Annotated in this window: 20 protein-coding genes, 1 pseudogene and 1 riboswitch; of the genes and pseudogenes, 8 read left to right on the top strand and 13 right to left on the bottom strand. The window is 72.9% G+C overall.

Annotated features, from left to right (window positions below; genetic code table 11):
• Positions 1-95: 95 nt before the first annotated feature.
• Complete coding sequence (locus tag ABZ621_RS33485; RefSeq protein WP_360610312.1) at positions 96-293, bottom strand: hypothetical protein; 198 nt, start codon at positions 291-293, stop codon at positions 96-98.
• Positions 290-1,723 (bottom strand): DHA2 family efflux MFS transporter permease subunit, encoded by a 1,434-nt coding sequence (locus tag ABZ621_RS33480; protein ID WP_360610310.1) that lies wholly within the window; start codon positions 1,721-1,723, stop codon positions 290-292. Before ABZ621_RS33480 ends, ABZ621_RS33485 begins: the two co-directional genes overlap by 4 nt.
• A gap of 67 nt (positions 1,724-1,790) precedes the next feature.
• Between ABZ621_RS33480 and ABZ621_RS33475 the strand changes: the two genes are divergently transcribed.
• Entirely contained in the window at positions 1,791-2,402 is a 612-nt protein-coding gene (locus tag ABZ621_RS33475; RefSeq protein ID WP_360610308.1) for a TetR/AcrR family transcriptional regulator, read from the top strand.
• A gap of 66 nt (positions 2,403-2,468) precedes the next feature.
• Here the strand turns inward: ABZ621_RS33475 and ABZ621_RS33470 are convergent, their stop codons facing one another.
• Both ABZ621_RS33470 and ABZ621_RS33465 read right to left on the bottom strand, forming a co-directional pair.
• The gene (locus ABZ621_RS33470; protein ID WP_360610306.1) at positions 2,469-3,134 is read right to left on the bottom strand and encodes an HAD family hydrolase; all 666 of its coding nucleotides are present in this window, start codon (positions 3,132-3,134) and stop codon (positions 2,469-2,471) included.
• Positions 3,131-3,583: an Lrp/AsnC family transcriptional regulator gene (locus ABZ621_RS33465; RefSeq protein WP_360610304.1), complete on the bottom strand. Its 453-nt coding sequence runs from the start codon at positions 3,581-3,583 to the stop codon at positions 3,131-3,133. The genes ABZ621_RS33470 and ABZ621_RS33465 overlap by 4 nt, the downstream gene beginning before the upstream one ends.
• 125 nt (positions 3,584-3,708) lie before the next feature.
• On the opposite strand from ABZ621_RS33465, the gene ABZ621_RS33460 reads away from it, so the two are divergent.
• On the top strand, positions 3,709-4,653 hold the full coding sequence (locus tag ABZ621_RS33460; RefSeq protein ID WP_360610302.1) for an SMP-30/gluconolactonase/LRE family protein: 945 nt from the start codon (positions 3,709-3,711) through the stop codon (positions 4,651-4,653).
• Between the two features lie 63 nt (positions 4,654-4,716).
• Here the strand turns inward: ABZ621_RS33460 and ABZ621_RS33455 are convergent, their stop codons facing one another.
• Positions 4,717-5,673: a helix-turn-helix domain-containing protein gene (locus ABZ621_RS33455; RefSeq protein ID WP_360610300.1), complete on the bottom strand. Its 957-nt coding sequence runs from the start codon at positions 5,671-5,673 to the stop codon at positions 4,717-4,719.
• A gap of 71 nt (positions 5,674-5,744) precedes the next feature.
• Between ABZ621_RS33455 and ABZ621_RS33450 the strand changes: the two genes are divergently transcribed.
• Positions 5,745-6,701, top strand: coding sequence for an NADP-dependent oxidoreductase (locus ABZ621_RS33450; protein WP_360610298.1), 957 nt, complete (start codon positions 5,745-5,747; stop codon positions 6,699-6,701).
• A gap of 84 nt (positions 6,702-6,785) precedes the next feature.
• A complete protein-coding gene (locus ABZ621_RS33445; protein ID WP_360610296.1) occupies positions 6,786-7,625 on the top strand; it encodes an NAD(P)-dependent oxidoreductase in 840 nt (279 codons plus the stop codon).
• Between the two features lie 261 nt (positions 7,626-7,886).
• Here the strand turns inward: ABZ621_RS33445 and ABZ621_RS33440 are convergent, their stop codons facing one another.
• Positions 7,887-8,612 carry a dienelactone hydrolase family protein gene (locus tag ABZ621_RS33440; protein WP_360610294.1) on the bottom strand — a complete coding sequence of 242 codons (726 nt, stop codon included), beginning with the start codon at positions 8,610-8,612 and terminating at the stop codon, positions 7,887-7,889.
• A gap of 198 nt (positions 8,613-8,810) precedes the next feature.
• Positions 8,811-9,004, top strand: a riboswitch (cobalamin riboswitch).
• Between the two features lie 175 nt (positions 9,005-9,179).
• Here ABZ621_RS33440 and metE point away from each other — a divergent pair.
• Both metE and ABZ621_RS33430 read left to right on the top strand, forming a co-directional pair.
• On the top strand, positions 9,180-11,498 hold the full coding sequence (metE, locus tag ABZ621_RS33435) for a 5-methyltetrahydropteroyltriglutamate--homocysteine S-methyltransferase (RefSeq protein WP_360610292.1): 2,319 nt from the start codon (positions 9,180-9,182) through the stop codon (positions 11,496-11,498).
• A gap of 130 nt (positions 11,499-11,628) precedes the next feature.
• Positions 11,629-11,967 (top strand): annotated as a pseudogene (locus ABZ621_RS33430) (acyl-CoA thioesterase); the annotation flags it as partial.
• 33 nt (positions 11,968-12,000) lie between these two features.
• Here the strand turns inward: ABZ621_RS33430 and ABZ621_RS33425 are convergent.
• Positions 12,001-12,654, bottom strand: coding sequence for a TetR/AcrR family transcriptional regulator (locus tag ABZ621_RS33425; RefSeq protein ID WP_360610290.1), 654 nt, complete (start codon positions 12,652-12,654; stop codon positions 12,001-12,003).
• Positions 12,655-12,831: 177 nt separating this feature from the next.
• Between ABZ621_RS33425 and ABZ621_RS33420 the strand changes: the two genes are divergently transcribed.
• On the top strand, positions 12,832-14,568 hold the full coding sequence (locus ABZ621_RS33420; RefSeq protein ID WP_360610288.1) for an amidase: 1,737 nt from the start codon (positions 12,832-12,834) through the stop codon (positions 14,566-14,568).
• Between the two features lie 64 nt (positions 14,569-14,632).
• Here ABZ621_RS33420 and ABZ621_RS33415 read toward each other — a convergent pair whose 3' ends face one another.
• Positions 14,633-15,211 (bottom strand): DinB family protein, encoded by a 579-nt coding sequence (locus tag ABZ621_RS33415; protein ID WP_360610286.1) that lies wholly within the window; start codon positions 15,209-15,211, stop codon positions 14,633-14,635.
• Positions 15,212-15,369: 158 nt separating this feature from the next.
• Between ABZ621_RS33415 and ABZ621_RS33410 the strand changes: the two genes are divergently transcribed.
• On the top strand, positions 15,370-16,347 hold the full coding sequence (locus ABZ621_RS33410) for a winged helix-turn-helix domain-containing protein (RefSeq protein WP_360610284.1): 978 nt from the start codon (positions 15,370-15,372) through the stop codon (positions 16,345-16,347).
• A gap of 79 nt (positions 16,348-16,426) precedes the next feature.
• Here the strand turns inward: ABZ621_RS33410 and ABZ621_RS33405 are convergent, their stop codons facing one another.
• The 5 genes from ABZ621_RS33405 to ABZ621_RS33385 all read right to left on the bottom strand — a co-directional run bounded on the left by ABZ621_RS33405 (position 16,427) and on the right by ABZ621_RS33385 (position 24,142).
• The gene (locus tag ABZ621_RS33405) at positions 16,427-17,926 is read right to left on the bottom strand and encodes a serine/threonine-protein kinase (protein WP_360610282.1); all 1,500 of its coding nucleotides are present in this window, start codon (positions 17,924-17,926) and stop codon (positions 16,427-16,429) included.
• On the bottom strand, positions 17,923-18,669 hold the full coding sequence (locus ABZ621_RS33400) for an FHA domain-containing protein (protein WP_360610280.1): 747 nt from the start codon (positions 18,667-18,669) through the stop codon (positions 17,923-17,925). Before ABZ621_RS33400 ends, ABZ621_RS33405 begins: the two co-directional genes overlap by 4 nt.
• A gap of 198 nt (positions 18,670-18,867) precedes the next feature.
• A complete protein-coding gene (locus ABZ621_RS33395; RefSeq protein ID WP_360610278.1) occupies positions 18,868-19,272 on the bottom strand; it encodes a peptidoglycan-binding protein in 405 nt (134 codons plus the stop codon).
• 22 nt (positions 19,273-19,294) lie between these two features.
• Positions 19,295-19,831, bottom strand: a complete 537-nt coding sequence (locus ABZ621_RS33390; RefSeq protein WP_360610276.1) for a peptidoglycan-binding protein — start codon at positions 19,829-19,831, stop codon at positions 19,295-19,297.
• A gap of 174 nt (positions 19,832-20,005) precedes the next feature.
• The gene (locus tag ABZ621_RS33385) at positions 20,006-24,142 is read right to left on the bottom strand and encodes a GDSL-type esterase/lipase family protein (protein ID WP_360610274.1); all 4,137 of its coding nucleotides are present in this window, start codon (positions 24,140-24,142) and stop codon (positions 20,006-20,008) included.
• Between the last annotated feature and the right edge of the window lie 107 nt (positions 24,143-24,249).

The raw sequence follows: 24,249 nt of genomic DNA, 5'->3' as shown, positions 1-24,249 counted from the left end.
GACGCGGAGAGAACACGGGCGACCAGGACACCCAAAACCGTTCGGGATGTCCGCAGTGAACAGGCACGGGCCCAGGACCCACTCCTGCTCACTGACTAGGAACGGTCCATCACGCCGGCGGTGACGCTGTAGCCCAGGACGGCGAGCCGCTGCCATGGGTGGTGGCGGAGCAGTTCGGCGGCGGTGTCCGGGGGCACGCAGTACGGGTCGGACGACTCGGCGGTGAAGTCGGGGCGGTCGGGGCGGTCGGCCGGCGGGTCCTGGACGGGGGTCCGGTCCGGCTGCGGGGTCATCGCGGGTCTCCTTCGGGGACGCGAGGGGCGGGCGCGGACGCGGGCTGCGAAGGGGGCTGGGGCTCCGGCTGCGGCTTGGCGCGCAGGGCGAGGGCGCCGAGCGCTGCGGCCACGTTGACGGCGGCGGCGAACCAGTACACGGCCGCGTACGGCTCCGCTCCCGTGCCCGGGACCTCCGCGATGATCACGGCCGTGGCGGCGATGCCGAGGCCGCCGCCGACCTGACGGGCCGCCATGACCATGCCGGTGGCGGCGGCGAAGTGCTGCGGCGCCACGGAGAGGGCGGCGGCGCTGGAGACGCCGACGGTGACCAGTCCGACGCCGACCCCCATCACCGCTCCGGCCGGGAGCCACAGCGTCCAGAAGCGGGGCTCGGTGCCGATCAGCAGGGCCAGTACGGCCGTCGTGGCGGCGACCACGGCCGAGCCGGCCACCACCATCGCGCGCGGGGTGAGGGGGAGCGAGAGCCGTCCGACGCCGACGCCGACCACGGCGGTGACGAGCGCCGCCGGGCTCATCGCGAGGCCCGCCTCCAGGGCGGAGTACTTCCAGGCGTCGGTCATGAAGAGGACGCCGAGCAGCATCGTGGAGAAGAGGGCGGCGCCGTAGGCGACGGAGACGGCGCTCGCGACGGCGAAGGGGCGGCTGCGGAAGAGGTCGAGCCGGAGGGCCGGCCGCGGGTGCCGGAGCGAGCGCGTCACGGCGGCCGCCGCCGCGAGCACGGTGACCCCGGCTGCGACCAGGACGTGCGCCGAGGACCAGCCGTGCTCGGGGCCCTGCGTCAGCCCGTACACCGCCGCGCCGACGCAGAGGGCGAGCAGCACGCTGCCCGCGAGGTCGGGCGCCCGGCCGGTGCGGGACTCGCCGGTGAGCAGCTTCCTGCCGGCGATCAGCACCGCGACGCCGACGGGCAGGTTGAGGCAGAACAGCGCGCGCCAGTCGAGGACGTCGACGACGACGCCGCCGAGCGCGGGCCCGGCGGCGGCGGCCAGGGCGCCCGCGGCGCTCCACAGGCCGATCGCGGCGCGCCTGCGTTCGGCGGGGATCTCCGTGAGCACCAGACCCAGCGAGGCGGGCACCAGCAGGGCCGCCGCCAGGCCCTGGACGGCTCGGGCGCCGAGCAGGACGGGCAGGTTCGGGGCCACGGCGATCAGCAGGGACGACGCCGTGAAGGCGGCGACGCCGATCAGGAAGAGGCGGGCGCGGCCGACGGCGTCGGCCAGCGGGCCGGCCGGGGCGAGGAGCGCGGCGAAGGGGATGACATAGGCGGTGGCGACCCAGGAGACGGTGGTCAGCGAGGCGTCGAAGGTGTCGGCGATCGGCGGCACGGCCAGGTTGGTCACGGTGGCGTCGAGGAAGCTCAGGAAGGTGCCGGCGCCGGCGAGTAACAGGGCGAGGCGGGCTCGGCGGGGGTCAGCGACAGGCGTCATGGCGAGGAGTTAAGAGTACGATCGTTCGTACGTCAATAGCGTACGGTCGTTTGCTAAACTCCCTGGCATGGCAGGACGAACCTCGGCTCAGGCAGCCCTCGAAACCCGGCGGTCGGTACTGCGCGCCGCCGCCGACCTCGCGTCCCTGGAGGGCCTGGACAGCGTCACGATCGGACGGCTCGCCGACCGGCTGGGGATGAGCAAGGCCGGGGTCATCGGCCAGTTCCGCAGCAAGGAGAAGCTGCAGCTGGAGACCGTGGAGCTGGTCCTGGAGGACTTTCGCACCCGGGTCTGGCTGCCGGTGCGCCACCTCGACGCGGGGCTGCCGCGCCTGCTGGCCGTCTGCGCGGCCTGGGTGAGGTACGCCGCCGACCCCGGCTACTCCGGCGGATGCCTGCTCACCCAGGTGACGTACGACTACGACGGGCGCACCGGCTCCGTGCACGACCGGATCGCCGAGGGGCGCGCCCGCTGGCGGGAGGTCCTGCGCCACGACATCGACGCCGCCGTCGCCGCCGGGGAGCTGCCGCCCGCGACGGACACCCCCCGGGTCGTCTACGGCCTGGAGTCCCTGGCCGCGGGGATCACTCCCGCGCGGCTCCTCCACGGCGACGACCAGGCGGACGGCTGGGCGCTGCACGGCATGCGCACGATCCTCGGCGTCCCCACGGCGGACTGACCGCCGGCGGCCCGTTCCCTCCGGTGCCGTCCCCTGCGCCGGAGGGTGGGACGCCCCGGTCCCGCGTCACCCTCCGGCGAGCAGCTCCGGGAGCCGGCGCATGTCGTCGAAGACGACGGTGCCCGGCCCTTCGAGGCGTCCGGCGGGCGTGGGGCCTCCGGCGTACCCGAAGGCACGCATCCCGGCGGCCCGCGCGGCCTCGACGCCGGGCCCGCTGTCCTCGACGACCGCGCACGCCGCCGGGTCGACGCCCATGCGACGGGCGGCGTACAGGAAGAGGTCGGGCGCGGGCTTGCCCCGGGCCACGTCGCTCGCGCTGTGGATCCGGCCCTCGAAGTGGGCGTACAGCCCGGTGCGGCCCAGGGTGTGACGCATCTTCTCGTGGGACCCGCTGGACGCGACACAGGTCGGCAGGGTGAGGGCGGCGAGCGCCTCGGGCAGCCCGTCCACCGGGTCGAGGCCGATGTCGACCGCGTCCCGGTGGCGCCGGACGAGCAGGCTCCACCACAGCGCGGCCGTCTCCGCGCCGAGCCGCTCGGCGATCTGCCCGACGATCGACTCCCTGGAGCGGCCGATGAACCGTTCGACCACCTCGTCGGCGGTGAGGGGCCAGCCCAACTCGGCGCCGAGCGCGACCTGGAGGCGGACGGCCAGGCGTTCGGTGTCGACGAGGACGCCGTCGCAGTCGAAGATCACGAGTTCGACCGGCCTCCTCGATCCCTCCGCGCTCACGTCGCGTCGTCCGTCAGCGGTGACAGGGGCCGCTCGAAGAAGGTCTCCAGGACGACGGTGGCCTGGGTGCCGCTGACCCCGTCGATGGCGTAGATCCGCCGCAGCACGTCCTGGAGTTGCTCGGTGGTCGCGGTCCTGACCTTGACCAGGACCGAGGCGCTGCCGGCGATGACGTGCGCCTCCAGGATCTCGGGGAGCGCGGCGAAGTCCCTCGCCGAATCGCCCATCCAGGACGTGGAGTCGACCATCACGTAGGCGAGGACGGCGCTGCCCACGGCGGCCGGGTCCACGTCGACGGTGGTACGCCGGATGACGCCGCGCTCCCTCAGTTTGCGCACCCGCTCGTGGGCGGCGCCGGCGGACAGGCCGACGGCCTGGCCGAGGGCGGCGTACGGCTGGGTGGCGTCCTGCTGGAGCAGGGCCAGCAGTGCGCGATCAATGTGATCCACAACTCTCCGTTCGTCGACTTATGGCGATGACCGTATCTCATCCTGCAGTATCGGGTTCAGGCCGACTGACATTCAGTCATCGGCCTGGATGCGACAGGTGATGTCTCTCGTGAGGAGTGGACCCTATGAGCAGCGAGCGCCCGGGACTGTACGAGATGCTCGACGAGCGGTTCCGGACCGGCCGGTGCATGAACGGCGACGAGGCGCTGGAGGTCCTCTTCACCGGCTGCCGCTGGGCCGAGGGGCCGGTCTACGTGCCCGCCTGGCGGCAGGTGGTCTGGAGCGACATCCCCAACGACAGGATGCTGCGGTGGGACGAGGAGACCGGCGCGGTCGCCGTCTTCCGCCGCTCCGCCGGCCACACCAACGGCAACACCCTCGACCGCGAGGGCCGGTTGATCACCTGTGAGCAGGGCAACCGCCGCGTGACCAGGACCGAGCACGACGGCACCGTCACCGTGCTGGCCGACCGGTGGCGGGGCAGGCGGCTGAACAGCCCGAACGACGCCGCCGTGAAGTCCGACGGCTCGATCTGGTTCTCCGACCCGGACTTCGGCATCACCAGCGACTACGAGGGGTACCGCGCCGAGAGCGAGATCGGCTCCAACAACGTCTACCGGATCGACCCGGCCACCGGTGAGGTGCGGCTGGTCGCGGACGGCTTCGGCGCGCCGAACGGGCTGGTCTTCTCGCCCGACGAGCGGCTGCTGTTCGTCTCCGACACCCGCGCCGGCGTCATCCGGGTCTTCGACGTCCGCGAGGACGGCACCCTCTCCGAGGGCACGGTCTTCGCGAAGGCCGCGGACCGCGCGAAGGCCCGCTTCGACAACCTCCGCTTCGACGACGGCGGCAGGCTCTGGGTCGCCGCGATGGACGACGGCGTGCACTGCTACGACCCCGACGGCACCCTGATCGGCCGGCTGAACGTCCCCGAGGCGGTCGCCAACGTCTCCTGGGGCGGCGCCAAGCGCAACCGCCTCTTCATCACCGCGGAGACCAGCCTGTACTCGGTGGTCATGGGGGTCACCGGCACGCACCCGACGGGGCCGGGCCGCCGCCCCTGGCTGTAGCCGGGCCCTCCCGAGGCCGGAACCCTCCCGAGGCCCGGGCCCTCCCGAGGCCGGGGCCCGCGCTCATCCCGTCGGCGCCGACGCCCCCCGGAAGGTGCGGCGGTACGCCATCGGCGAGACGCCGATGGCCGCGTGGAGGTGCTCGCGCAGGGAGGTGCCGGTGGCGAAGCCGACCTGGCCGGCGATGTCGTCGACGGCCAGGTCGGTGGTCTCCAGGAGGTGCTGCGCCCGGGACACCCGCTGCTGGATCAGCCAGCGCCCCGGGCTCGTCCCGACCTCCTCGCCGAAGCGCCGCGCGAAGGTGCGCAGGCTCATCCGCGCGTGCCGGGCGAGTTCGCTCAGCGTCAGCGGCTCGTGGAGGTTCTCCAGCGCCCACTGGCGGGTGGCCGAGGTGCCGCTGTCGGCCGCCGGGGGCACGGGGTGCTCGATGTACTGGGCCTGCCCGCCGTCCCGCCACGGCGGTACGACGCAGACGCGCGCCACGTGGTTGGCGACCGCCGCGCCGTGGTCCCGTCGTACGAGGTGGAGACAGACGTCGACGCCGGACGCGGCGCCCGCCGAGGTCAGCACCGTGCCGTCGTCCACGAAGAGCACGTCCGGGTCCATCGCGACCTCGGGGTACCAGGTCCGGAAGAGGTCGGCGACGGCCCAGTGGGTGGTGGCCGGGCGGCCGTCGAGGAGCCCCGCCGCCGCCAGGACGAAGGCGCCCGTGCAGATGGACACGATCCGGGCGCCGGGGCGGATCGCCGCGAGGGCCTCGCCGACCGCCGGCGGCAGTTCGCGCGAGAGACGGGAAAGGTCGAACGGCGGGAGCAGGACGGTGTCCGCCGTCGCCAGGACCTCCGGGCCGTGCCCCACCGTCACCGAGAAGTCGGCGTTGGTGGCGACGGGCCCGCCGTCGACCGAGCAGGTCAGGACCTCGTAGCGGTCCTGGAGCGCGCCGAAGATCCGGCTGGGGATGCCGAGCTCGAAGGGGTACACGCCGTCCAGGGCGAGGACGACGACGCGGTGGACAGTCATGGCACGATCCCGTCGGAAGTTGGCATTCATGCCATGGTACCGGGGCGTGCTCCACGGCGAGGCTGGACGGCATGACGAACACCACCGCCCCCACCATGCGCGCCATCAGCCAGCACACCCACGGCACCCCCGAGGTCCTGGAGCAGGTCCTCCTCCCCCGTCCCGTCCCCGGCCCGGGCCAGCTCCTGGTCGCCGTCCGCGCCGCCGGCGTCAACCCGACCGACTGGAAGCACCGCGCCGCGGGCCTCTTCCTCGACCGGCTGCCGCTCGTCCTCGGCTGGGACGTGTCCGGCGTGGTCGAGGCCGTCGGCTTCGGCGTCACGCTGTTCAAGCCGGGCGACGAGGTCTTCGGGATGCTGCCCTACCCGCACGGTGTGGGCTCCCACGCCGAGTACGTGACGGGACCGGCCCGCGCCTTCGCCGCCAAGCCCGCCGGCATCGACCACGTGCAGGCCGGCGCCCTGCCACTCGCCGCCCTCACCGCGTACCAGGCGATCGTCGACACCGCCGGCGTGCGCTCCGGGCAGCGCGTCCTGATCCACGCCGCCGCCGGCGGGGTCGGCCACCTCGCCGTCCAGATCGCGAAGGCCCGCGGCGCGTACGTCATCGGCACCGCCAGCGCGCCCAAGCACGCGTTCGTCCGCTCGATCGGCGCGGACGAGGTGATCGACTACCGCACCACCGACTTCCGCGACGCCGTCCAGGACGTCGACATGGTGCTCGACCCGCTCTCCGGCGACACCCGCGCCCGCTCCCTCGACGTCCTGCGCCCCGGCGGCGTCCTCGTCTCGATCCTGCCGGGCGGCGACCCCGACGAGGCCGCGAAGGCCGCGGCCCGCGGGGTCCGCGTGGAGTCCCTCCTCGTCGAGGCGGACCACACCGGCATGAACGCCGTCGCGGAGCTGGCCGCCTCCGGCGCCCTGCGCGCCCACATCGAGGCCGTCTTCCCGCTCGCCGAGGCGGCCAAGGCGCACGCCCTCGGCGAGACGGACCGCACGACCGGCAAGATCGTGCTGACCGTCCCGTAGCGGACCGCCCGTGGCGCGCCGGCCGGTCCCCGCACTCCGGGGACCGGCCGCCCGCCTCCACGGGGATCTTCTAGGCTGGGGCCCATGCGGGTACTTGTCGCGGGCGCCACCGGCGCCGTGGGCCGTCAGCTCGTCCCTCGCCTGGAGGCGGCGGGGCACGAGGTCGTGGGCATCTCCCGGCGCGGTCCGCGCCCGGTGGACGTCCTGGACGCCGGAGCCCTGTCGCGGGCGGTGGCCGAGGCCGCGCCCGACGCGGTGGTGCACCAGCTCACCGATCTCGGCGGGGCGGACGGGGCCGCGAACAACCGGGTGCGCGTCGAGGGGACGCGCAACCTCGTGGACGCGGCCCGGGCGGCGGGCGTCGGCCGGATCGTCGCGCAGTCGATCAGCTGGGCGTACGCGCCCGGCGACGCGCCCGCCGACGAGTCCGTACCGCTCGACGGGACGGAGGAACCGCCCCGGGCCCGGATCGTCGCCGGCGTGCGGGCGCTGGAGGCCACGGTGGCCGAACTCCCGACGGCCGTCGTCCTGCGGTACGGGATCCTCTACGGTCCCGGCACCTGGTACGCGCCCGGTGGCGCGGTCGCGGCCGCCCTCGCCGGCGACCCCGGGGCCCGCTTCCTGGGCAGCACGGCCGCCGACGCGTCGGTGAGCTCCTTCGTGCACGTCGCGGACGCGGCGGACGCCGCCGTACGAGCCCTGTCCTGGCCCTCCGGGACGTACAACGTCGTGGACGACGAGCCGGCCCCCGCGCACGCCTGGCTGCCGCTGCTCGCGGAGTCGCTGGGAGTGCACGCGCCGGAACGGACCGAAGGGCGGACGCCCTGGGCCCGAGGGGCGCTCAACACCCGGGCCCGCGGTCTCGGCTGGGCTCCGGCCCGGCCGTCCTGGCGGACCGGCTTCGCGGATCAGGGCGACGCGTAGGCCTCACCCCTCAGGCGCCCACGGCTCCGGATGCTCGGGCCCCTCCATGACGGCGGCGCGCAGTCTCTCCTTCATGGACTCCGGCGGAGCCCGCGCCTCCTCGCGCTCGTGCACGAGACGGGCCGTGCTCCCCGTATGCGGCACTCGCGGTGATGCTGCCTCACCCGGACCACCCGGTCCCCGCCCGTGGTCCGGAACGCCCACCGGGCCGGTACCGGAGCCGGAGCCGGTACGGGAGTCGGAGCCGGAATCGGAGTCGGATCACTCCGTGACGGGCAGGCACTCGGCGAGCAGGGCGACGATGTCGCCCCAGGCCCGCTGGGCGTGCCTCGGGTGGTAGCCGACGCCGGGACGCACGGTGTGGTCGACCGTCGGGTGGTGGAAGGCGTGCAGGGCCCCTCCGTAGACCACGAGGCGCCAGTCGACGCCCGCGGCCTCCATCTCCGCGGCGAACGCGTCCCGTTGGGCGGGCGGCATGATCGGGTCCTCCGACCCGACCCCGGCCCAAACCGGGCAGCGAATGCGGGCCGCCTCACCCGGCCGGCCCGTGATCAGTCCGTTGACCGTCGCGATCGCGCGCAGGTCGACGCCGTCACGGCCGAGTTCCAGGGCGACCGCGCCGCCGGTGCCGTAGCCGACGGCGGCGATCCGGTCGGGGTCCGTCCGTGGTTCGGCACGCAACACGTCGAGCGCGGCGTGACCGATGTCCCGCATCCGGTCGGGGTCGCCGAGCAGCGGCAGGCACCGGGCCAGCATCTCCTCCGGATCGCCCAGATAGCGTCCACCGTGGAGGTCGAAGGCCAGCGCCACGTACCCCAGTTCGGCCAGGGCCTCGGCGCGGCGGCGCTCGACATCGCCGAGCCCCACCCCCTCGGGTCCGATCAGGACCGCGGGCCTGCGCCCGGCACCGGCCGGGAGCGCGAGGTGTCCGATCATCGTCAGGTCGTCGGCCGGGTAGGTGACCGTGCGTGTGGTGACCGTCGTCATGTGGCTTGACGGTAATGACCGTTGGGCCCGTTCGGGGTCGTGTTCACCGATGGCAGACAGCGGTCCGCCGGGGTCGCGCCCGCCGTGCCGCCCGGGCGGCACGGCGGACCTCGTGACCGGCGGGTGGCTCATATCACGTTCCACGGGCCGGACTTCCGCCGACGGCCGGCGGGGCGGACCCGTAGGGTGGCCGGTGCAGCTGGTTCGCCCCGCACGCCATGCGGGAGCGTCGTAAGAGGGAACCCGGTGGGAATCCGGGACTGCCCCGCAGCGGTGAGCGGGAACGACCGCCGTCATACGCACTGGACGTGACGTACTACGTCTGGGAAGCGACGGCCAGTAGGTGGCCTCCACGAGGAGGACGTGCCCGCGAGTCCGAAGACCTGCCCGTTGCCCGCACGCGGACCGTTCCGCGCGCGGCCATCCGGTGACCTCGAGGGCGGGTCGGCGCACATATCGGACGGGCGGCCGTGCCATGCCGCACACGCCTGCCGTCCGGTCCGTCGCCCCTTCGCGTCCTCGTCCGGTCCCCGGACCTCAGGGATTCATCTCGCGAAGGAGATCTCCGTGACCACGAAGTCCGCAGTCGCGGCGGCACGCGCCACCGTGTACGGCTACCCCCGTCAGGGACGGAACCGCGAACTCAAGAAGGCGATCGAGGGCTACTGGAAGGGCCGGGTCACCGCCGACGCCCTCCGTGCCACCGCCGCCGAGCTCAGGAGCGCGCACTGGCGGCAGCTGGCCGGAGCCGGCATCCACGAAGTGCCCACCGGCGACTTCTCGTTCTACGACCACGTCCTCGACACCACGGTCATGGTCGGCGCCGTCCCCGCGCGCCACCGGGAGGCCGTCCACGCCGACGCCCTCGCCGGCTACTTCGCGATGGCCCGCGGCACGCAGGACGTCGCCCCGCTGGAGATGACCAAGTGGTTCGACACGAACTACCACTACCTCGTGCCGGAGCTGGGCCCCGACACGGTCTTCGCGGCGGACTCGTCCCGGCAGGTCACCGAGCTGAAGGAGGCCCTCTCCCTCGGGCTGACCGCCCGCCCCGTGCTGGTCGGTCCGGTCACGTACCTGCTGCTGGCCAAGCCCGCCCCCGGTGTGGCGGCGGACTTCGAGCCCCTGACCCTGCTGGACCGTCTGCTGCCCGTCTACGCCGAGGTCCTCGCCGACCTGAGGGCCGCCGGCGCCGAATGGGTCCAGCTCGACGAGCCCGCCCTGGTCCAGGACCGCACGCCCGCCGACCTGAACGCCGCCGCCCGCGCCTACCGCGACCTCGGCGCCCTCACCGACCGGCCCAAGCTGCTCGTCGCCTCCTACTTCGACCGGCTCGGCGACGCCCTCCCCGTCCTCGCCAAGGCACCGGTCGACGGCCTCGCCCTGGACTTCACCGGGCCGGCCGCCGCCAACCTCGACGCGCTGGCCGCCGTGGGCGGCCTTCCCGGCAAGCGGCTGGTCGCCGGCGTGGTCGACGGCCGCAACATCTGGATCAACGACCTGCACCGGTCCCTCACCACCCTGGGCACCCTCCTCGGCCTCGCCGGCCAGGTCGACGTCGCGGCCTCGTGCTCCCTGCTCCACGTACCGCTCGACGCGGCGGCCGAGAAGGACGTCGACCCGCAGATCCGGCGCTGGCTGGCCTTCGCGAAGCAGAAGACCGGCGAGATCACGACGCTCGCCACGGGCCTGGCCCGGGGCACCGACGCGATCACCGGCGAACTGGCCGCCAACCGCGCCGCCCTCGCCTCCCGTGCCAACTCCCCGATCACCCGGGACCCGGTCGTACGCGCCCGCGCCGAGGCCGTCACCGACGCGGACGCCCGCCGTCCCCAGCCGTACGCGGAGCGGGCCGCCGCCCAGCGGGCCCACCTCGACCTGCCCCTGCTGCCGACCACCACCATCGGCTCCTTCCCGCAGACCGCCGAACTGCGCGCCGCCCGCGCCGACCTGCGCGCCGGACGCATCGACGCCACCGGCTACGAGGAGCGCATCCGGGCGGAGATCCGGGAAGTGATCTCCTTCCAGGAGAAGACCGGGCTCGACGTCCTGGTGCACGGCGAGCCCGAACGCAACGACATGGTGCAGTACTTCGCCGAGCGGCTGGACGGCTACCTCGCCACGCGGCACGGCTGGGTCCAGTCGTACGGCACCCGCTACGTCCGCCCGCCGATCCTCGCCGGCGACGTCTCCCGCCCGGCGCCGATGACGGTGCGCTGGACCACCTACGCCCAGTCCCTCACCGGCAGGCCGGTCAAGGGCATGCTCACCGGCCCGGTCACCATGCTCGCCTGGTCGTTCGTCCGCGACGACCAGCCCCTCGCCGACACCGCGCGGCAGGTGGCCCTCGCCCTGCGCGACGAGGTGCACGACCTGGAGGCCGCCGGGACGTCGGTGATCCAGGTCGACGAACCCGCGCTGCGCGAGACCCTGCCGCTGCGCCGCGCCGACCACCCCGACTACCTCGCCTGGGCCACCGGGGCGTTCCGCCTCAGCACCGGCGGCGTGCGGCCGGACACCCAGATCCACACCCACATGTGCTACGCCGAGTTCGGCGACATCGTCCAGGCCATCGACGACCTCGACGCCGACGTCATCAGCCTGGAGGCCGCCCGCTCCCACATGCGGGTGGCCCACGAGCTCGCCGCCCACGGCTATCCGCGCGAGGCCGGTCCCGGCGTCTGGGACATCCACTCCCCGCGCGTCCCCTCGGCGGAGGAGGCCACGGCCCTCCTCCAGGAGGGACTCGGAGCCATCCCCGCCGAGCGGCTGTGGGTCAACCCCGACTGCGGCCTGAAGACCCGCGGCTGGGCCGAGACCCGCGCCTCGCTGGAGCACCTCGTGGCCGCGGCCCGCACGGTCCGCGACCGGCTGTCGCCTTCCTGACCCGCAGCCGGTTCGCCGCCGCGACTCGCGAAGGAGAGATCACGTGGCCGATCCCACCGTCACCGGCCCCGCCCCCGTGTCCCGTCCGGTCAAGACGCCGGACGACTCCCGGGTGGCCCTCGCCCACATCATGAGCGAGCACGACACCAACCTCTACGGCACCATCCACGGGGGTGTGGTGATGAAGCTCATCGACGACGCCGCCGCGGCGGCGGCCGGACGTCACGCCGACGGCCCCGCCGTCACCGTCTCGGTCGACCGCATGACCTTCCTCGCCCCCGTCCGGGCCGGGGACCTCCTCAGCGTCCAGGCGGGACTCGAACGGGCCGGGCGCACGTCCATGACGGTCGGCGTCCGGGTCACCGCCGAGCGGTGGAACAGCGCCGGCCCCGCCACCGAGGTCGCCACGGCGTTCCTGACCTTCGTCGCCGTCGGCGCCGACGGGTCCCCGCGTCCCGTCCCCGCGCTCGACGTGTCCCTGCCCGGCGTGAGCTGACGCCCGTCAGCCCTGGCCGGCCGGACGCAGTTCGCGTTCGAGCGCGGCCAGGGCGAACGCGTGCGGGGAGGCCTGCTGCCAGCGGGAACGTCCGAACATCACGTCCTCGGAGAGCCCGCTCAGCATGGCCACCGCCCGGACGGTGAACTCGGGGAGGTCCACGTCGGCGAAGTGCCCGAGGTCACGGCCCTCGCGCACGATCGCCTCCAGGCGCTCGTCCCAGCCGTCAAGGAGTTCGGTGAGGACGCGCCGGCCCGCTTCGTCGTGGCGCTGCGCGAGCACCTGCGTCCACAGCGCGTACCGTTCGTCGGCCGCGTCGCGGGGCAGGTAGAAGCGGACGAACAGGTCCAGCTTCTCGGCGGGAGTAGCGGCCTGGTCGAGGGCCTGCCGGAGCCGGTCCCAGAGGTCCGCCTGGCTCCAGGCGAGGACTTCGAGCAGGAGCCGGTCCTTCTTGCCGAAGTGGTACAGGATGTGCCCGGTGCTCATGCCGGCCCGCTCGGCGATGTCCGACATGCGCAGGGCCGCCGTGCCCTTCTCGGCGATGACGCCGATGGCGGCCCGCATGGCCCGCCCCCGTGCCTCGTCCCCGCTGGGCTGACGCTTCCTGTCGGTCGGGACCCGGGCCGCGGGCCGCGAGGGCCCGGTCTCTGACGTCGGCATGAGCTCACTTTCCAGGTCCGGAGATCCAGGTGCCCAGTCTAGGTTCCGAAAACCTAGACTCATAGTCTAGATTGAAAATCTAGTCAGTGCGATGGGGTGTGTGACGGCCGGCTGTGCCCGGTCGCCCCGACGGCCACCGGGCCCGCCTGCCCTACTCACCACCCGGGAGACACCCTCATGACGCGCGGATTCGATGTCGTGGAGACCTGTATCGCCGACCTTCGCGCGGCGCTGGAGCAGGGCAGGACGACGGCGGTCGAGCTGCTCGACGCCTACCTCGCGCGCATCGACGCGTACGACCGGCCCGGTACGGCCACCGCCCTGAACGCGATGGTCGTGATGAATCCGCACGCCCGGGCGGAGGCCGAGGCCTCCGACGCCCGCCGCGCCCGCGGCGAGACGCTGGGCCCGCTGGACGGCATCCCGTACACCGCCAAGGACAGCTACCTCGCCAAGGGGCTCACCGCCGCGTCCGGCTCCCCCGCCTTCGAGCACCTCGTCGCCCAGCGCGACGCCTTCGCCATCGAGCGGCTGCGCGCGGGCGGCGCGGTCCTCATCGGCCTGACCAACATGCCGCCGATGGCGAACGGGGGCATGCAGCGCGGCGTGTACGGCCGCGCCGAGAGCCCGTACAACGCCGACTGGCTCACCAGCGCCTACGGCTCCGGCTCCTCCAACGGCTCCGGCACGGCGACGGCCGCCTCCTTCGGCGCGTTCGGCCTCGGCGAGGAGACCTGGTCCTCGGGCCGCGCACCCGCCTCCAACAACGCGCTGTGCGCCTACACCCCCAGCCGGGGCGTGATCTCGGTCCGCGGCAACTGGCCGCTCGTACCGACCATGGACGTCGTGGTCCCGCACACCCGCACCATGGCCGACCTGCTCGAACTGCTCGACGTCATCGTCGCCGACGACCCCGAGACGCGCGGGGACCTGTGGCGCGCCCAGCCGTGGCTGGAGCTGCCCTCGGCGTCGCGGGTGCGCCCCGCCTCCTACCCGGCGCTCGCGCCCGCCGACGCCGGGTCCGCGTCCGCGGCGCTCGCCGGCAAGCGCGTCGGCGTGCCCCGGATGTACATCAACGCCGACCCCGCCGCCGGCACGAACCCCGACGGAGGCATCGGCGGCCAGACCGGGCAGCGCGTCGACACCCGCCCCTCGGTGATCGCCCTGTGGGAAGCCGCGCGCCGCGACCTGGAGGCCGCCGGCGCCGAGGTGGTCGAGGTCGACTTCCCCGTGGTGTCCCACTACGAGTCCGACCGCCCCGGAGCGCCGTCGCTGCTCACCCGCGGACTCGTCGGCCGCGCCTACCTGACCTTCGAGATCGAGGACCTGTCCGCCTGGGCCTGGGACGACTTCCTGCGCGCCAACGGCGACCCGGCGCTCTCCACCCTGGCCGACGTCGACGGCGACCTGATCTGGCCCAAGCGGGAGGGCGAGCTGCCGGACCGGTACGACGGCTTCGACGACACGATCGGCGAGTACCCGCGCTTCGTGCGCGAGCGCCCGTACGCGTCCCTCGCCGACATGCCGCTCCTGGAGGAGGGGCTGCGCGGCCTCGAGGAGACGCGCCGCGTCGATCTGGAGCTGTGGATGGACGGACTGGGCCTGGACGCGGTGGTCTTCCCCGCGGTGGCGGACGTGGGCCCCGCCGACATGGACGTGAACCCGGCCTCCGCCGACCTCGGCTGGCGCAACGGCGTCTGGGTCGCCAACGGCAACCTCGTCCCCCGCCACCTCGGCATCCCGACCGTGACCGTGCCCATGGGCACCATGACGGACACCGGGATGCCCGTCGGGCTGACCTTCGCGGGCCGCGCCTACGACGACAACGCCCTGCTGTCCCTGGCGGCGGCCTTCGAGAAGACCGGCAGCCGGCGCACGGCACCGCCGCGCACCCCGCGCCTGCCGGCCGAGTAGCCCGACGCGCCGCGCGACCCGCACCGGAGGACCCCGGCCGGCCTCGGCCCGGCCGCCGTGCCCGCTATGCGGGTGCGGCCGCCCTGGCGGCCCGCTCGATCATCGCGCGGTGGGCGGCCCGGGCGTCCTCGTCGATCCGCTTCTCGTGTTCGGCGCGCAGCCCGGTCCGGCCGTCGAGGCCCTCGCGCAGGATGTCGGCGTGCCCGGCGTGCCGGACGGTCTCGCCGAGGACGTGGACCATGACGGCGAACAGGTTGGTGTCGGCATGAGGCTCCGGCCACCACGGCACGTGGCCGGGGGCGTCGAGGGGAAGCGCGTCGATCGTCGCGTCCGCGTGCTCCCACGTGCGCCGGCAGAACCCGGTGATCCGCTCGCGGGTCTCGTCCCCGGCCGCCCACAGATCGCTGCCGTCGGAGTCCTGCCACCGGGGCAGCGCCTCCGGGGAAGGGCGGCCGAAGACCTCGCCGAAGTACCTGGCCTCGACGGTGGCCACGTGCTTGACCAGGCCGAGGAGGTTGGTCCCGGTCACCGTGAGCGGCCGGCGGGCGTCGTACTCGGACAGGCCGTCGAGCTTCCAGAGCAGCGCCTCGCGGTCCCGCCGCAGCCTGCCGTGCAGATGGTCCTTGGCGAAGTCGTCGATCATGCGGCATGCACCTTCCGTGGGCCGGTCATGGGCCGGTCGCCCCGTGCGGGTCCGGCGGTCGCGGTCGTGGCGCTCAGCCTCGCCGTGCGCCTGCGCCGCCCACCAATGATTCGTCGCTGCACGAATCCGAGGGGGAGGCCCGCGGGTAGCATCACGGCGTGCTCCGCTTCGAAGTCTCCGTCGAGGACCTGCTGCGCAGCCGCTTCGCCCTGTCGCCCGCGCTGGACCTCTGCCTGCTGCTGCGCTCGCTCGCCGGCCTCGGCCGGCCGCTGCCGCGCGCCTGGGCCGCCCGGCTCGCGCCGGCCTTCGAACGGCTCCGCCGCGAGACCGAACTGGACGCCGCCCTCGCCCTGCAGGCCCCGCGGGGCGGACCGAACTTCGTCGCCCCGCCGCCGCGCGGCCTCGGCCAGACCTGGGCGGACGACCTGGCCACGATCCGGGCCACGCCGCCGGAAGCGGCCCGCCACGAGTTCGCCGCCACCGCGACCGGCCCGTCCGCCCGTGATCCCCGCGTCCGCGCGGTGCTGGACGCGCCGGACGCCGTCTCCAGGATCGCCGCGGCGATGGACCGGGCGTGGCACGAGCTGCTCGCCCCGGACTGGCCGCACCTGCGCGCGATCTGCGAGCGCGACGTCGTGCACCGGGTGGGCCTGATCGGCGAGCACGGATGGGCCACGACCATCGAGAGCCTGCACCCGGGCATCGCCTGCCGCGACGGCGGTATCGAGATCGGCTCCTTCCGGGGCGGAACGGTCCGCCTCGCCGGCGACGGGCTCCTGCTGATCCCCTCGGTCTTCGTCGGGCACATCGCCGCCCACCTGGAAGACCCCTGGCCCAGGACCCTGGTCTACGGTGCCCGCGGCACCGCCGCCCTGTGGGACGAACCGGCGACCGTCCCCCGGCCGGACACGCTGACCGCCCTGGTCGGCCGGGCCAGGGCCCGGCTGCTGATGGCGCTGGACGCCCCGGCCAGCACCAGCCACCTCGCCCGAACCCTCGCCATGGCACCCGGCGCGGTGGGAGACCACCTCGCCGTCCTGCGAGGCGCGGGACTCCTCGTCCGCGCCCGGTCCGGACGGTCGGTGCTCTACCGGCGCACCCCGCTCGGCGAGGCCCTGGTCGCCGGTTCGGGCTGAGGACAGGCCCTCGTCCCCCGGCAGCCGCTCCCTGCGTGCCGACCGGCCATGGAGGGACGCGACGACGGCACGGCCCGGGTCACCAGGGGACGAAGAAGTCCTTGAGTGCCGTGAAGGAGGAGCAGCTCGTGATCAGCCTGTGCGACCGGGGAGCGTAGGTTCCCGCCAGGTTGCCCATGCTGTTCTCGGGGCTGCAGCCGGTACGTTGCGCCAGTCGGCGCCGGTCCGCGTCGGCGGGCTGGTAGTCGGCGCCCCGGAAGTAGGCCACGGCGCTTCGTTCGCCGCCGAGGTTGTTGAAGATCGACCGCACGGGGTGGGTGGAGGCCCAGGAGCAGACGTCCTCGCCGGCCTGCCAGTCGGGGTCGTCCCCGAACCAGACGCACAGGTCACCGGTGCCGTTGTGCCCGCCGAAGAAGCAGAGGGCGTCCTCGGGGCAGCGGTGGTAGCCGTAGAGGACCTTTCCGTCGGGCCCGGTGGGGAAGGCCTCGTCGCGGGGCAGGGCCGCGTACACGGGCGTGCCGTCGTGGCGCGTCACATGGCGATGGGCGCTGAAGGCTGTCGCCGTGGTGAGGAGGAGGGTGACGGCGAGCAGCGCCGCGGCGGCCGGGTGCCGCTGGACGAGGCTGGGGCGCAGGCGTGGCAGACGGACGGACCGGGCGGTGCCCGCGGCCTCCTCCACGTCGCGGAGCAGTGCCTTCGCGGTGCCCCGCCGGTTCTGGGCGCGGGCCAGACACCTTGTGATGATCTTCCGCCAGAGCGGCGGCAGTTCAGGGGCCAGCCTCAGTTCCTCCGCGCCCCGGGCGTAGCGTTCCGCGGCCTCGCCGCGCGCTTGGGGAGTCGTGCCGGGCAGCGGGTGGCAGCCGGTGAGCACCTGGTGCGCCAGGACGCCGAAGGCCCAGATGTCACTGGTCGGCCGGATCAGCGTTCCCCGTTCGGTGAGCTCGGGCCAGAGCAGTTCGGGCGGGGCGTAGTCGGGCGTGGCGAAGGCAGGGGCGTAGGCGTGCGTCCCCTCCATCTCGGCGGCCATGTTGAAGTCGGCCAGCCTGACCGATCCGTCGTCCATCAACAGCACGTTCGCCGGCTTCAGATCGCCGTGCACCCAACCCGCGTGATGGAGCTGGTGCAGCCCTTCGCAGATCTGGGCGAGGAGGGCGGGGCCCGCGGCCGGGACGGGGGTGCGTTCCAGGAGCGCGGCCAGGGACGTGTCGGCCCGTTCGAGCACGAGGACGGTCGCGCCGTCCAGTTCGGGACGGTCCGCGTCGTCGACGGTCAGCGCGTCGAACATGCGGATCAGCCGGGGGGTGCGGAGTCGCTTGAGGACGTCGAGCTCGCGATCGGCCAGTTCGCGCAGGTGGCGCAGTTGACGCGGCGTACGGGTGCCGGTGGGCAGGATCTTCAGCGCCACCTGTCGCGGAAGGTCGGCCGTGTCCGGCGCGTCCGGTGCGCCCCCCATGGTCCGGCGGGCCGCGTAGACGGTGGCGAAGGCTCCGGACGCCAGTCGTTCGCGCACCTGCCAGGGCCCGATGCGGTAGCCCTTGTCGACGGTCACCGGGTCCGCGCCGTCGGGGTGTCCGGTCATCGGGCCGACCTCGTGGGGGCCGCGGCGAGGACCACGAGATCGTCTTCACGGACCAGGTCGAACCGGAGCGCCAGCGACACCAGCGTTTCCTTCTTGCCGTTGGTTCTGCGCCCGGCTTCCGTCTCGTGCGGACCGGGCCGCAGCCGCAGCTTGACGGCGAGGTAGTCGATGTTCCAGTAGACGGCCGAACGGGTGACGCCCGGCCAGACGGGGCCCAGCCGTTCCACGAGCTGCTCGACCGCGGGCAGGGCGGCGTGAGGTTCGCCGCGCAGGCGGGGTTCGCAGAGGGCGACCAGTACCGCGAAGTAGCGCTTGGTGTGGTCGAGGGCGAAGGCCGGCGCGGTGGCGGCGCCGGACAGTCCGTCCCGGCCGGCGTTGCGGAAGGTGTGGCGTGGTGCCCACACGTCGAACGCGAGCAGGTCGCCGGCGGCGGGCAGCACGATGCGGGAGAACTCGAACGGCACCGGCGCCTCGACGCGACCGGGCGCGACCTTGATGTGTTCGCCCGCGCCCTCCGGGTTCTCCACCACGTACGTCTGGTCGTCGCTGAGGTTGCTCAGCAGCCAATAGGCCGGGAACGCCGTGATCTCACCGGCGACCCTGGGGACGCCCTCGTGGGCGATGACGAGGTCGCGGCCGTCCGGGTCGCCCGACCGTCCGAACCGCAGACGTTCGCCCGGCGCGAGCCGGACCTGTTCGTCCTGTGCTGTCCCTGGTGGTGGCACGACGACGATGCTGTACATGAGCCGGTCCCCCCTGCCCTGATGCCGCTCTCGCTTGATCGATCAGTCGAAGAGTAGTGACATCGCCGAGCGGGTTCGAACCGTTGTGCATGCGGCGTGGCCTCCGAAGGGCCTTGGGCGGGGGGCCGTTCGAGAACGGGCAGAGCTCCGGAACCGCCCGCCGGGCGGTTCCGGAGCTCTGCCCGGTGGTCCTGGGGATCACGCCCTGGCGCATCCGTTGCGCAGGTACGGCCAGCTCTTCGGACCGATCAGTCCGTCCACGACGAGACCCGCGCGGCACCTGGAGTTGGCGGCCTCCTGAGCTTCCCTCGCCGCGGCCCGGGACTTGCTGCCGAAGATCCCGTCGACGGTGCCCGGGTCGTGGCCGAAGTACTTGAGCAGGCACTGCGCTTCCTTGCCTGCTGCTGTCACCTGGGTCGACGACGGCTGAACGGTGTCGCCGGTGTAGTAGTTGCTGTAGTGCCGGCCGGCGTCGTCGACGCCGATGGGGCACGGGTACGTCGCCGCCTCGGCTTCACCGGTGGCGGTGACGGTGCCGCTCAGGGCGATGAGCGAGGCGATCGCGATTCCGACGGCCCGTCGTCGTGCGGTGGCGAGTCTCATGGGTGTCCCTTTCCGCTGGACGTCACGCATGGGTGAGGTAGACGTACTCGCCGGAGCCGCAGTAGTCGTAGAAACGCCAGAGGCCGGTCGAGTGGTTGTAGGAGAGGCTCATCTTCCTGCCGGCCCCGTAGGTCGCGCTCGCGCTGAAGCTGTACGTGTACTCGTTCGAGGTGGTTCCAGAGGAGACCAGCACCAGGCGGTTCCTGACGGCGGACCACGTCTTCGGGCCCACGATGCCGTCGTCGTCGACACCGAGCATCCTCTGGGCCCTCTTGGTCCAGTCACGGGTGTTCGGCCCGAAGGAGCCGTCCACGAAAGAGCAGTTCATGCCGTAGTAGGGCCCGTAGTAGTGGGCCATGACGATGGTCTGCCAGGCCCTGACGAGGTTCCCCTCGTTCACGGTGCAGCCCGAGCAGATCGTGTGGAAGTCGGCCCAGTTGCCCTTGGCCGCGTGCGCGCGCGCCGGCGGCGCCGTGGACAGCAGCGTGAACGCGAGTGCCAGTGCGGTGAGCACGGCGAGCACGGCTGAGCGTGATCTGGAAGGGGCGGACGATGTCATGGTGTGAGTCCTTCCGGCCCGGCGGAGCGATCAGTGCGCTGGTCACCCCGCCGGGCAGAGCGAATCGATGGAAAAGGGATGTTCCGGGTGGTGCATCGAGCAGGGCGGGCAGGGATGCCCCTGGGAGAGCCTCCGAAGGACCTCCCTCTCAGGAAGGGTCCGCGTCCCTGATGGTCAGGAGTTCAGTCCGTTCTCCAGCGCCCGTGCGAAGAGGGCCGCCCCCGCGGTCTTGGGGTGGAACGACTTCATCAGGGGCGTGCTGTCCGCCCGCGCCGCGCCTTCGCTGAGCACCTCCAGGCCCCAGATCGCCTGGTCGGTGTCACAGATGCGACGGCCCGTGAAATACGAGTCGGGGTCGATGAACTCCGCTCCGGCGTCCTGCGCGGCCTGGCGCATGCGGTCGGTGAGCCGGGGGGCGAGCGTGTTGTTCAGCCAGTCCTGCTCATCGCCGTGCAGGCCCAGCTGGATGGGGACGAAGATGCCCAGTGCCGGGTTCCACACCTCCACGGTTCCGCCGTCCATGCAGGTCTTGTCGCTCTGGGAGAGCAGGGCGGGGTAGCCCATGAGAACGACCCTGGCGTTCGGGGCGCGCTCCTTGATCTGCCGCAGGACCTCCGTGACGCGCGGTCCGACCGAGTCGTCGATCCAGGCCGGAACGTAGGTCTCCAGGTTCGAGGTCGGGACCGTGTCCCCGGCATCCGTTTCGATCGGCTTCCCGTTGTCCGGGTTGATCGAGTCGAGCTCTCCGTCCTTGCAGTGCCACGCCGATTCCGGATCGAAACCGTCTTCGAACCACTCCACGGGGGTACCGCCGGTGACGCACTTCGTGAACAGATCGGAGAACCGGGCGTCGTTGCCGCCGATGGACAAGGTGACCAGGTCGGTGTTCTGGTCGAGGTAGCCGAGGTCCACCTGGGGAAGCGAGGTGCCCTGCCAGAGGCCGCCCGTCTTCACGTGGTAGGTGCGGGCACCGGAGCAGGCGACGAAGGACAGCTCGACGGAGCCGTGGGCGTCGGTGATCTCGCCGACGCTCTGCGACCTGCCCGGGAGCTTCGCCTCCCGGACCCAGGCGTTCTTCGAGCGGTGGCAGGTGTTGCGCAGCTTGCCCGACCCCCACTCCTCCTCGTAGTCCGTCTCCGGGAGGTAGGTCAACCCACCGTCCACCGAGGCGCCCTCTCCGGAGGCGTAGGAGTCGCCCATGCCGACCACGTGGTACGGCTCGGCGCCGAGCGGCTGGAAGGCGACGGCGTCCCAGGCGATGGGGACGTTCTTCTCGGGGCCCTCGAAGGTCACGTTCGACAGGGACACCTGCGCGCGGGAGGTGAAGTTGAACGCGCCCAGGGAACGCCACTCGTTGCGCTTGACGGGCTGTGGTGCCACCCGTTGCGGCGAGCTGCTGTCCGTCCCGGAGACGGTGTACTTCGCCTGCTGGGAGCGGGCGGAGACGCTCGGCATGTGCACCAGGACCCGGTACCAGCCCCGCACGCTGTCCGGTGCGGTCCAGGTGCCGGTCACCGCCGTGGGCCAACTGTGCGACGGGGCCGTGTGGGAGAACCACATGTGGTTCAGATGGCCCCCGGACAGCTGGTGCACGTCCATCCGGGCGGAGTCGGTGCCGCCGGCGAAGGAGAAGGAGAACTGCCCGGCGGAGGAGGCGCTGCCCTGGCAGAAGCGTTCGGGTGTGGACGCGATCGGCTGTCCGGCGTCGAGGTTGTCGACGACGACCGTGCCGCTGGGCAGGCCGGCGGTGCAGCGGTTGGGGTGCGCGACGCCGTTCGGCTGCGGTGCGTAGCCCGGGTCGAACCGCAGCAGCTCATAGCCGCACTCACTCTTGGAGCAGTCCTTCCACCGCACGTCCTTCGTCCACCAGCAGCGGAAGTCGGAGCGGCGCAGACAGGGTGAGGTGGAGTCGTCGTGCTCGTCCGCCGACACGATCAGGGCCGGGTCGCAGGAGTTCGAGGCATCGCAGAAGGCGTCCACCGGCGGCTTCGCCCTGGACCGGTTCTCGCTGGTGGTCCACCACGCGGGGCGATAGCCGGCGACGTACTCGCCGGGCGCGTCCATGGCGGAGAGCGGGCGGGCGGCCCAGCCGATCACCTTCTCCTGGTACGGCCAGTCCTGCGGATGCGCGGCGTGCGAGTAGTCGTCGCTGTAGGCGGTGGAGCACGACATGGTGCCGCAGACCAGCTCCTGCTTCTCCAGGAACGGCAGCCGGTTCGCCTTGTACCAGGGCATCGCCGGGTTGTTGGTCCAGCCCAGCCCCCACTGGCCGGCGTTGTCGCCCGCGTCCGACTCCGGATGGAAGCCGCTGTTGTACGCCCACAGCGCCATGGTCCAGTTCTCGATGTTCAGCGGGTCACCGTCGTTGACCTGCATCCCGGCGGCGTAGACCTGGTTCCACTTCTCGGCGAGGATGTTGACGCCGAAGGCGATGTTCGCGGCGTAGTCGAGCGCGATCGCCTTCTGCGCCAGCGGAGCCTTGGCCGTCTCGCCCGGCTTCTCCTTCCCGGCGAGCCGCATGCCGTCGGTGACCTGGGTGACGCCGTAACCGCAGTCGGCCTTCGTCCAGTCGATGAACCAGACGTGCTCGGTCGCACCGCTCGGGTCGTACTCGACGCCGTAGTAGTTGCCGATCAGCGGGTTGCCCATCATGCCCGGTGCGGCGAACCGGCTGGCCTGCCACATGTTCGACTCCTGCGCGGTGATCCCGAGCATGATCTGCGAGGGGATGCGCCGGTTGGCGAACGGCGAGCGGATCGCGGTGAGCCCGCCGGCGAGGGCCTGTGGGCTGTACGCGGGCAGACCGGTGTTGTTCCAGTCGGCCGGGCGCGAGGCGCCCTGGTCGAGCGTGCCGGTGATGGCCTGGTCGACCGCCCACTCCACCTGCCGGGGCCGGGGCTGCATCGCCTGGAGTTCCGGATTCCCGCGCTCGACCGCGCAGGTGCGGACCGACTCGGGTTCGCCGATCGACAGGGTCTGGGCAGCCGTCGTCGACGACGATGCCGTCGCCGAGGCCGTTCTGGCTTGCGGCTGAGACAGGACGGGCGACGGGGCCGAAGCGCCCTGCGGCTTTGCCTGCGCCTCCTCCTCCGTTTCCGGCGTCACCTCGAACACCGTCTTCTCGCCCGTGACGAGGTGGGTCATGTCGATCCGGGCGGGGCGGGAGCCGAGCTCCTCCGGGGACTTGCCGCGCGGGTCCACGGCATCGGCCCACACCGCGTTCACCGCGGCGTGCCCATGGGTGGAGACGCGGGCGTCCTTGTCGATACCGCCGGGGTTCTTCAGCGCGGCCGGGAGCTCGGCCTTGCTCTCCGCGCGGCCGGTGACGACGACGGTGCCGGTCGCGGTGCGGGAGAGGTCGAGGGCGGTCAGATCGCCCTCGACCAGCGTCGGCGCCGCGCTCCCGGCCCGGGACCTTCCGCTGATCCGGTCCGCGGTGACCCGCTTCACCTGGCCCTTCGCTGTCTGCTTGCCGGCGGCCCGGGTGCGGTCGAGGAAGGTCACGCCGCCGTCGGAGTCGGCGGTGAGCTGGAAGGGGGTCTGACCGGTGACGGCCACCGTCCGCCGCTGCCCCCTTTGGTCGATCTTCACGAGCCGGTTGCCGTCGGCCGCGACCCACCCGTCGTCGACCGGCACGGCGGACGTCACCTGTCCCGCGAGGGTGAGCGGCTTGCCCACCTTGCCGGTGCGGACGTCGACCGGGATGAGTCGGGTCTCGTTCTTCTTCGACGTCGTCTCGTCGGAGAACTGCGACAGCACCGCCCGGCCGTCGGCTCCGCAGCCGGGAGAGAAGTACGCCAGGGACGCGGTGTGGCCGAGTTTGGTGACCTTGCCGGTGGTCAGGTCGACGGTGGCGGCGAAGGCACCCCGGGCCATCAGCCGCGGCTCGTTGGTGAACGTGCGCGGCGCGTAGGTGACCACGGCGTGCCCGGCGTCGGCCAGACAGGCGTTGCCGATCCACATGTCCGTCTCGATGCCGGGTTCGGACAGGGAGGCGGCGGTCCGCCAGGCGTACCCGCTCTTCTCGTCCGCCACGAGGAGGTGGAATCCGGCGGCGTCGGACGAGGTGTCCCAGGCCAGGTCGGGCGACGTGGTGTAGTCGTCACCGAGGACGGAGCTCCGCTGGGACGCGGGTATGCGGTCCGGCCCCGCCTTCTCGCCGGTGCTCCGCGCCGGGCCCGCTTCACCGGAGGCGGCGGCCTTCGGTGGCTTCGGGCTCGGCGGCGGCGCCGCTGCGGCGTGTTCGATGAGCGGTCCGGCCGCGAGCAGACTCGCGGCGACCAGGACGGCCCCTCTCGCCCGTCTTGTCAACCAGTGTCTCACCGTCAATCCCCTTTCCATCGGCTTGGCTTCGAGAGCGAGTGGTCCCTGGGGGACAGCCGTGAGCCGTCCCCCAGGGACCAGTGATCGGCGATCGG

This window comes from Streptomyces sp. NPDC007863 (assembly GCF_040633895.1).
Classification (GTDB): Bacteria; Actinomycetota; Actinomycetes; order Streptomycetales; family Streptomycetaceae; genus Streptomyces.
This window is presented reverse-complemented; position numbering and strand designations above follow the sequence as displayed.

Coding starts and splice junctions, on each gene's coding strand:
- ABZ621_RS33485 (WP_360610312.1), bottom strand. CDS start 293: ATGACCCCGCAGCCGGACCGGACCCCCGTCCAGGACCCGCCGGCCGAC.
- ABZ621_RS33480 (WP_360610310.1), bottom strand. CDS start 1,723: ATGACGCCTGTCGCTGACCCCCGCCGAGCCCGCCTCGCCCTGTTACTC.
- ABZ621_RS33475 (WP_360610308.1), top strand. CDS start 1,791: ATGGCAGGACGAACCTCGGCTCAGGCAGCCCTCGAAACCCGGCGGTCG.
- ABZ621_RS33460 (WP_360610302.1), top strand. CDS start 3,709: ATGAGCAGCGAGCGCCCGGGACTGTACGAGATGCTCGACGAGCGGTTC.
- ABZ621_RS33455 (WP_360610300.1), bottom strand. CDS start 5,673: ATGACTGTCCACCGCGTCGTCGTCCTCGCCCTGGACGGCGTGTACCCC.
- ABZ621_RS33450 (WP_360610298.1), top strand. CDS start 5,745: ATGACGAACACCACCGCCCCCACCATGCGCGCCATCAGCCAGCACACC.
- ABZ621_RS33445 (WP_360610296.1), top strand. CDS start 6,786: ATGCGGGTACTTGTCGCGGGCGCCACCGGCGCCGTGGGCCGTCAGCTC.
- ABZ621_RS33440 (WP_360610294.1), bottom strand. CDS start 8,612: ATGACGACGGTCACCACACGCACGGTCACCTACCCGGCCGACGACCTG.
- ABZ621_RS33425 (WP_360610290.1), bottom strand. CDS start 12,654: ATGCCGACGTCAGAGACCGGGCCCTCGCGGCCCGCGGCCCGGGTCCCG.
- ABZ621_RS33420 (WP_360610288.1), top strand. CDS start 12,832: ATGACGCGCGGATTCGATGTCGTGGAGACCTGTATCGCCGACCTTCGC.
- ABZ621_RS33415 (WP_360610286.1), bottom strand. CDS start 15,211: ATGATCGACGACTTCGCCAAGGACCATCTGCACGGCAGGCTGCGGCGG.
- ABZ621_RS33405 (WP_360610282.1), bottom strand. CDS start 17,926: ATGACCGGACACCCCGACGGCGCGGACCCGGTGACCGTCGACAAGGGC.
- ABZ621_RS33400 (WP_360610280.1), bottom strand. CDS start 18,669: ATGTACAGCATCGTCGTCGTGCCACCACCAGGGACAGCACAGGACGAA.
- ABZ621_RS33395 (WP_360610278.1), bottom strand. CDS start 19,272: ATGAGACTCGCCACCGCACGACGACGGGCCGTCGGAATCGCGATCGCC.
- ABZ621_RS33390 (WP_360610276.1), bottom strand. CDS start 19,831: ATGACATCGTCCGCCCCTTCCAGATCACGCTCAGCCGTGCTCGCCGTG.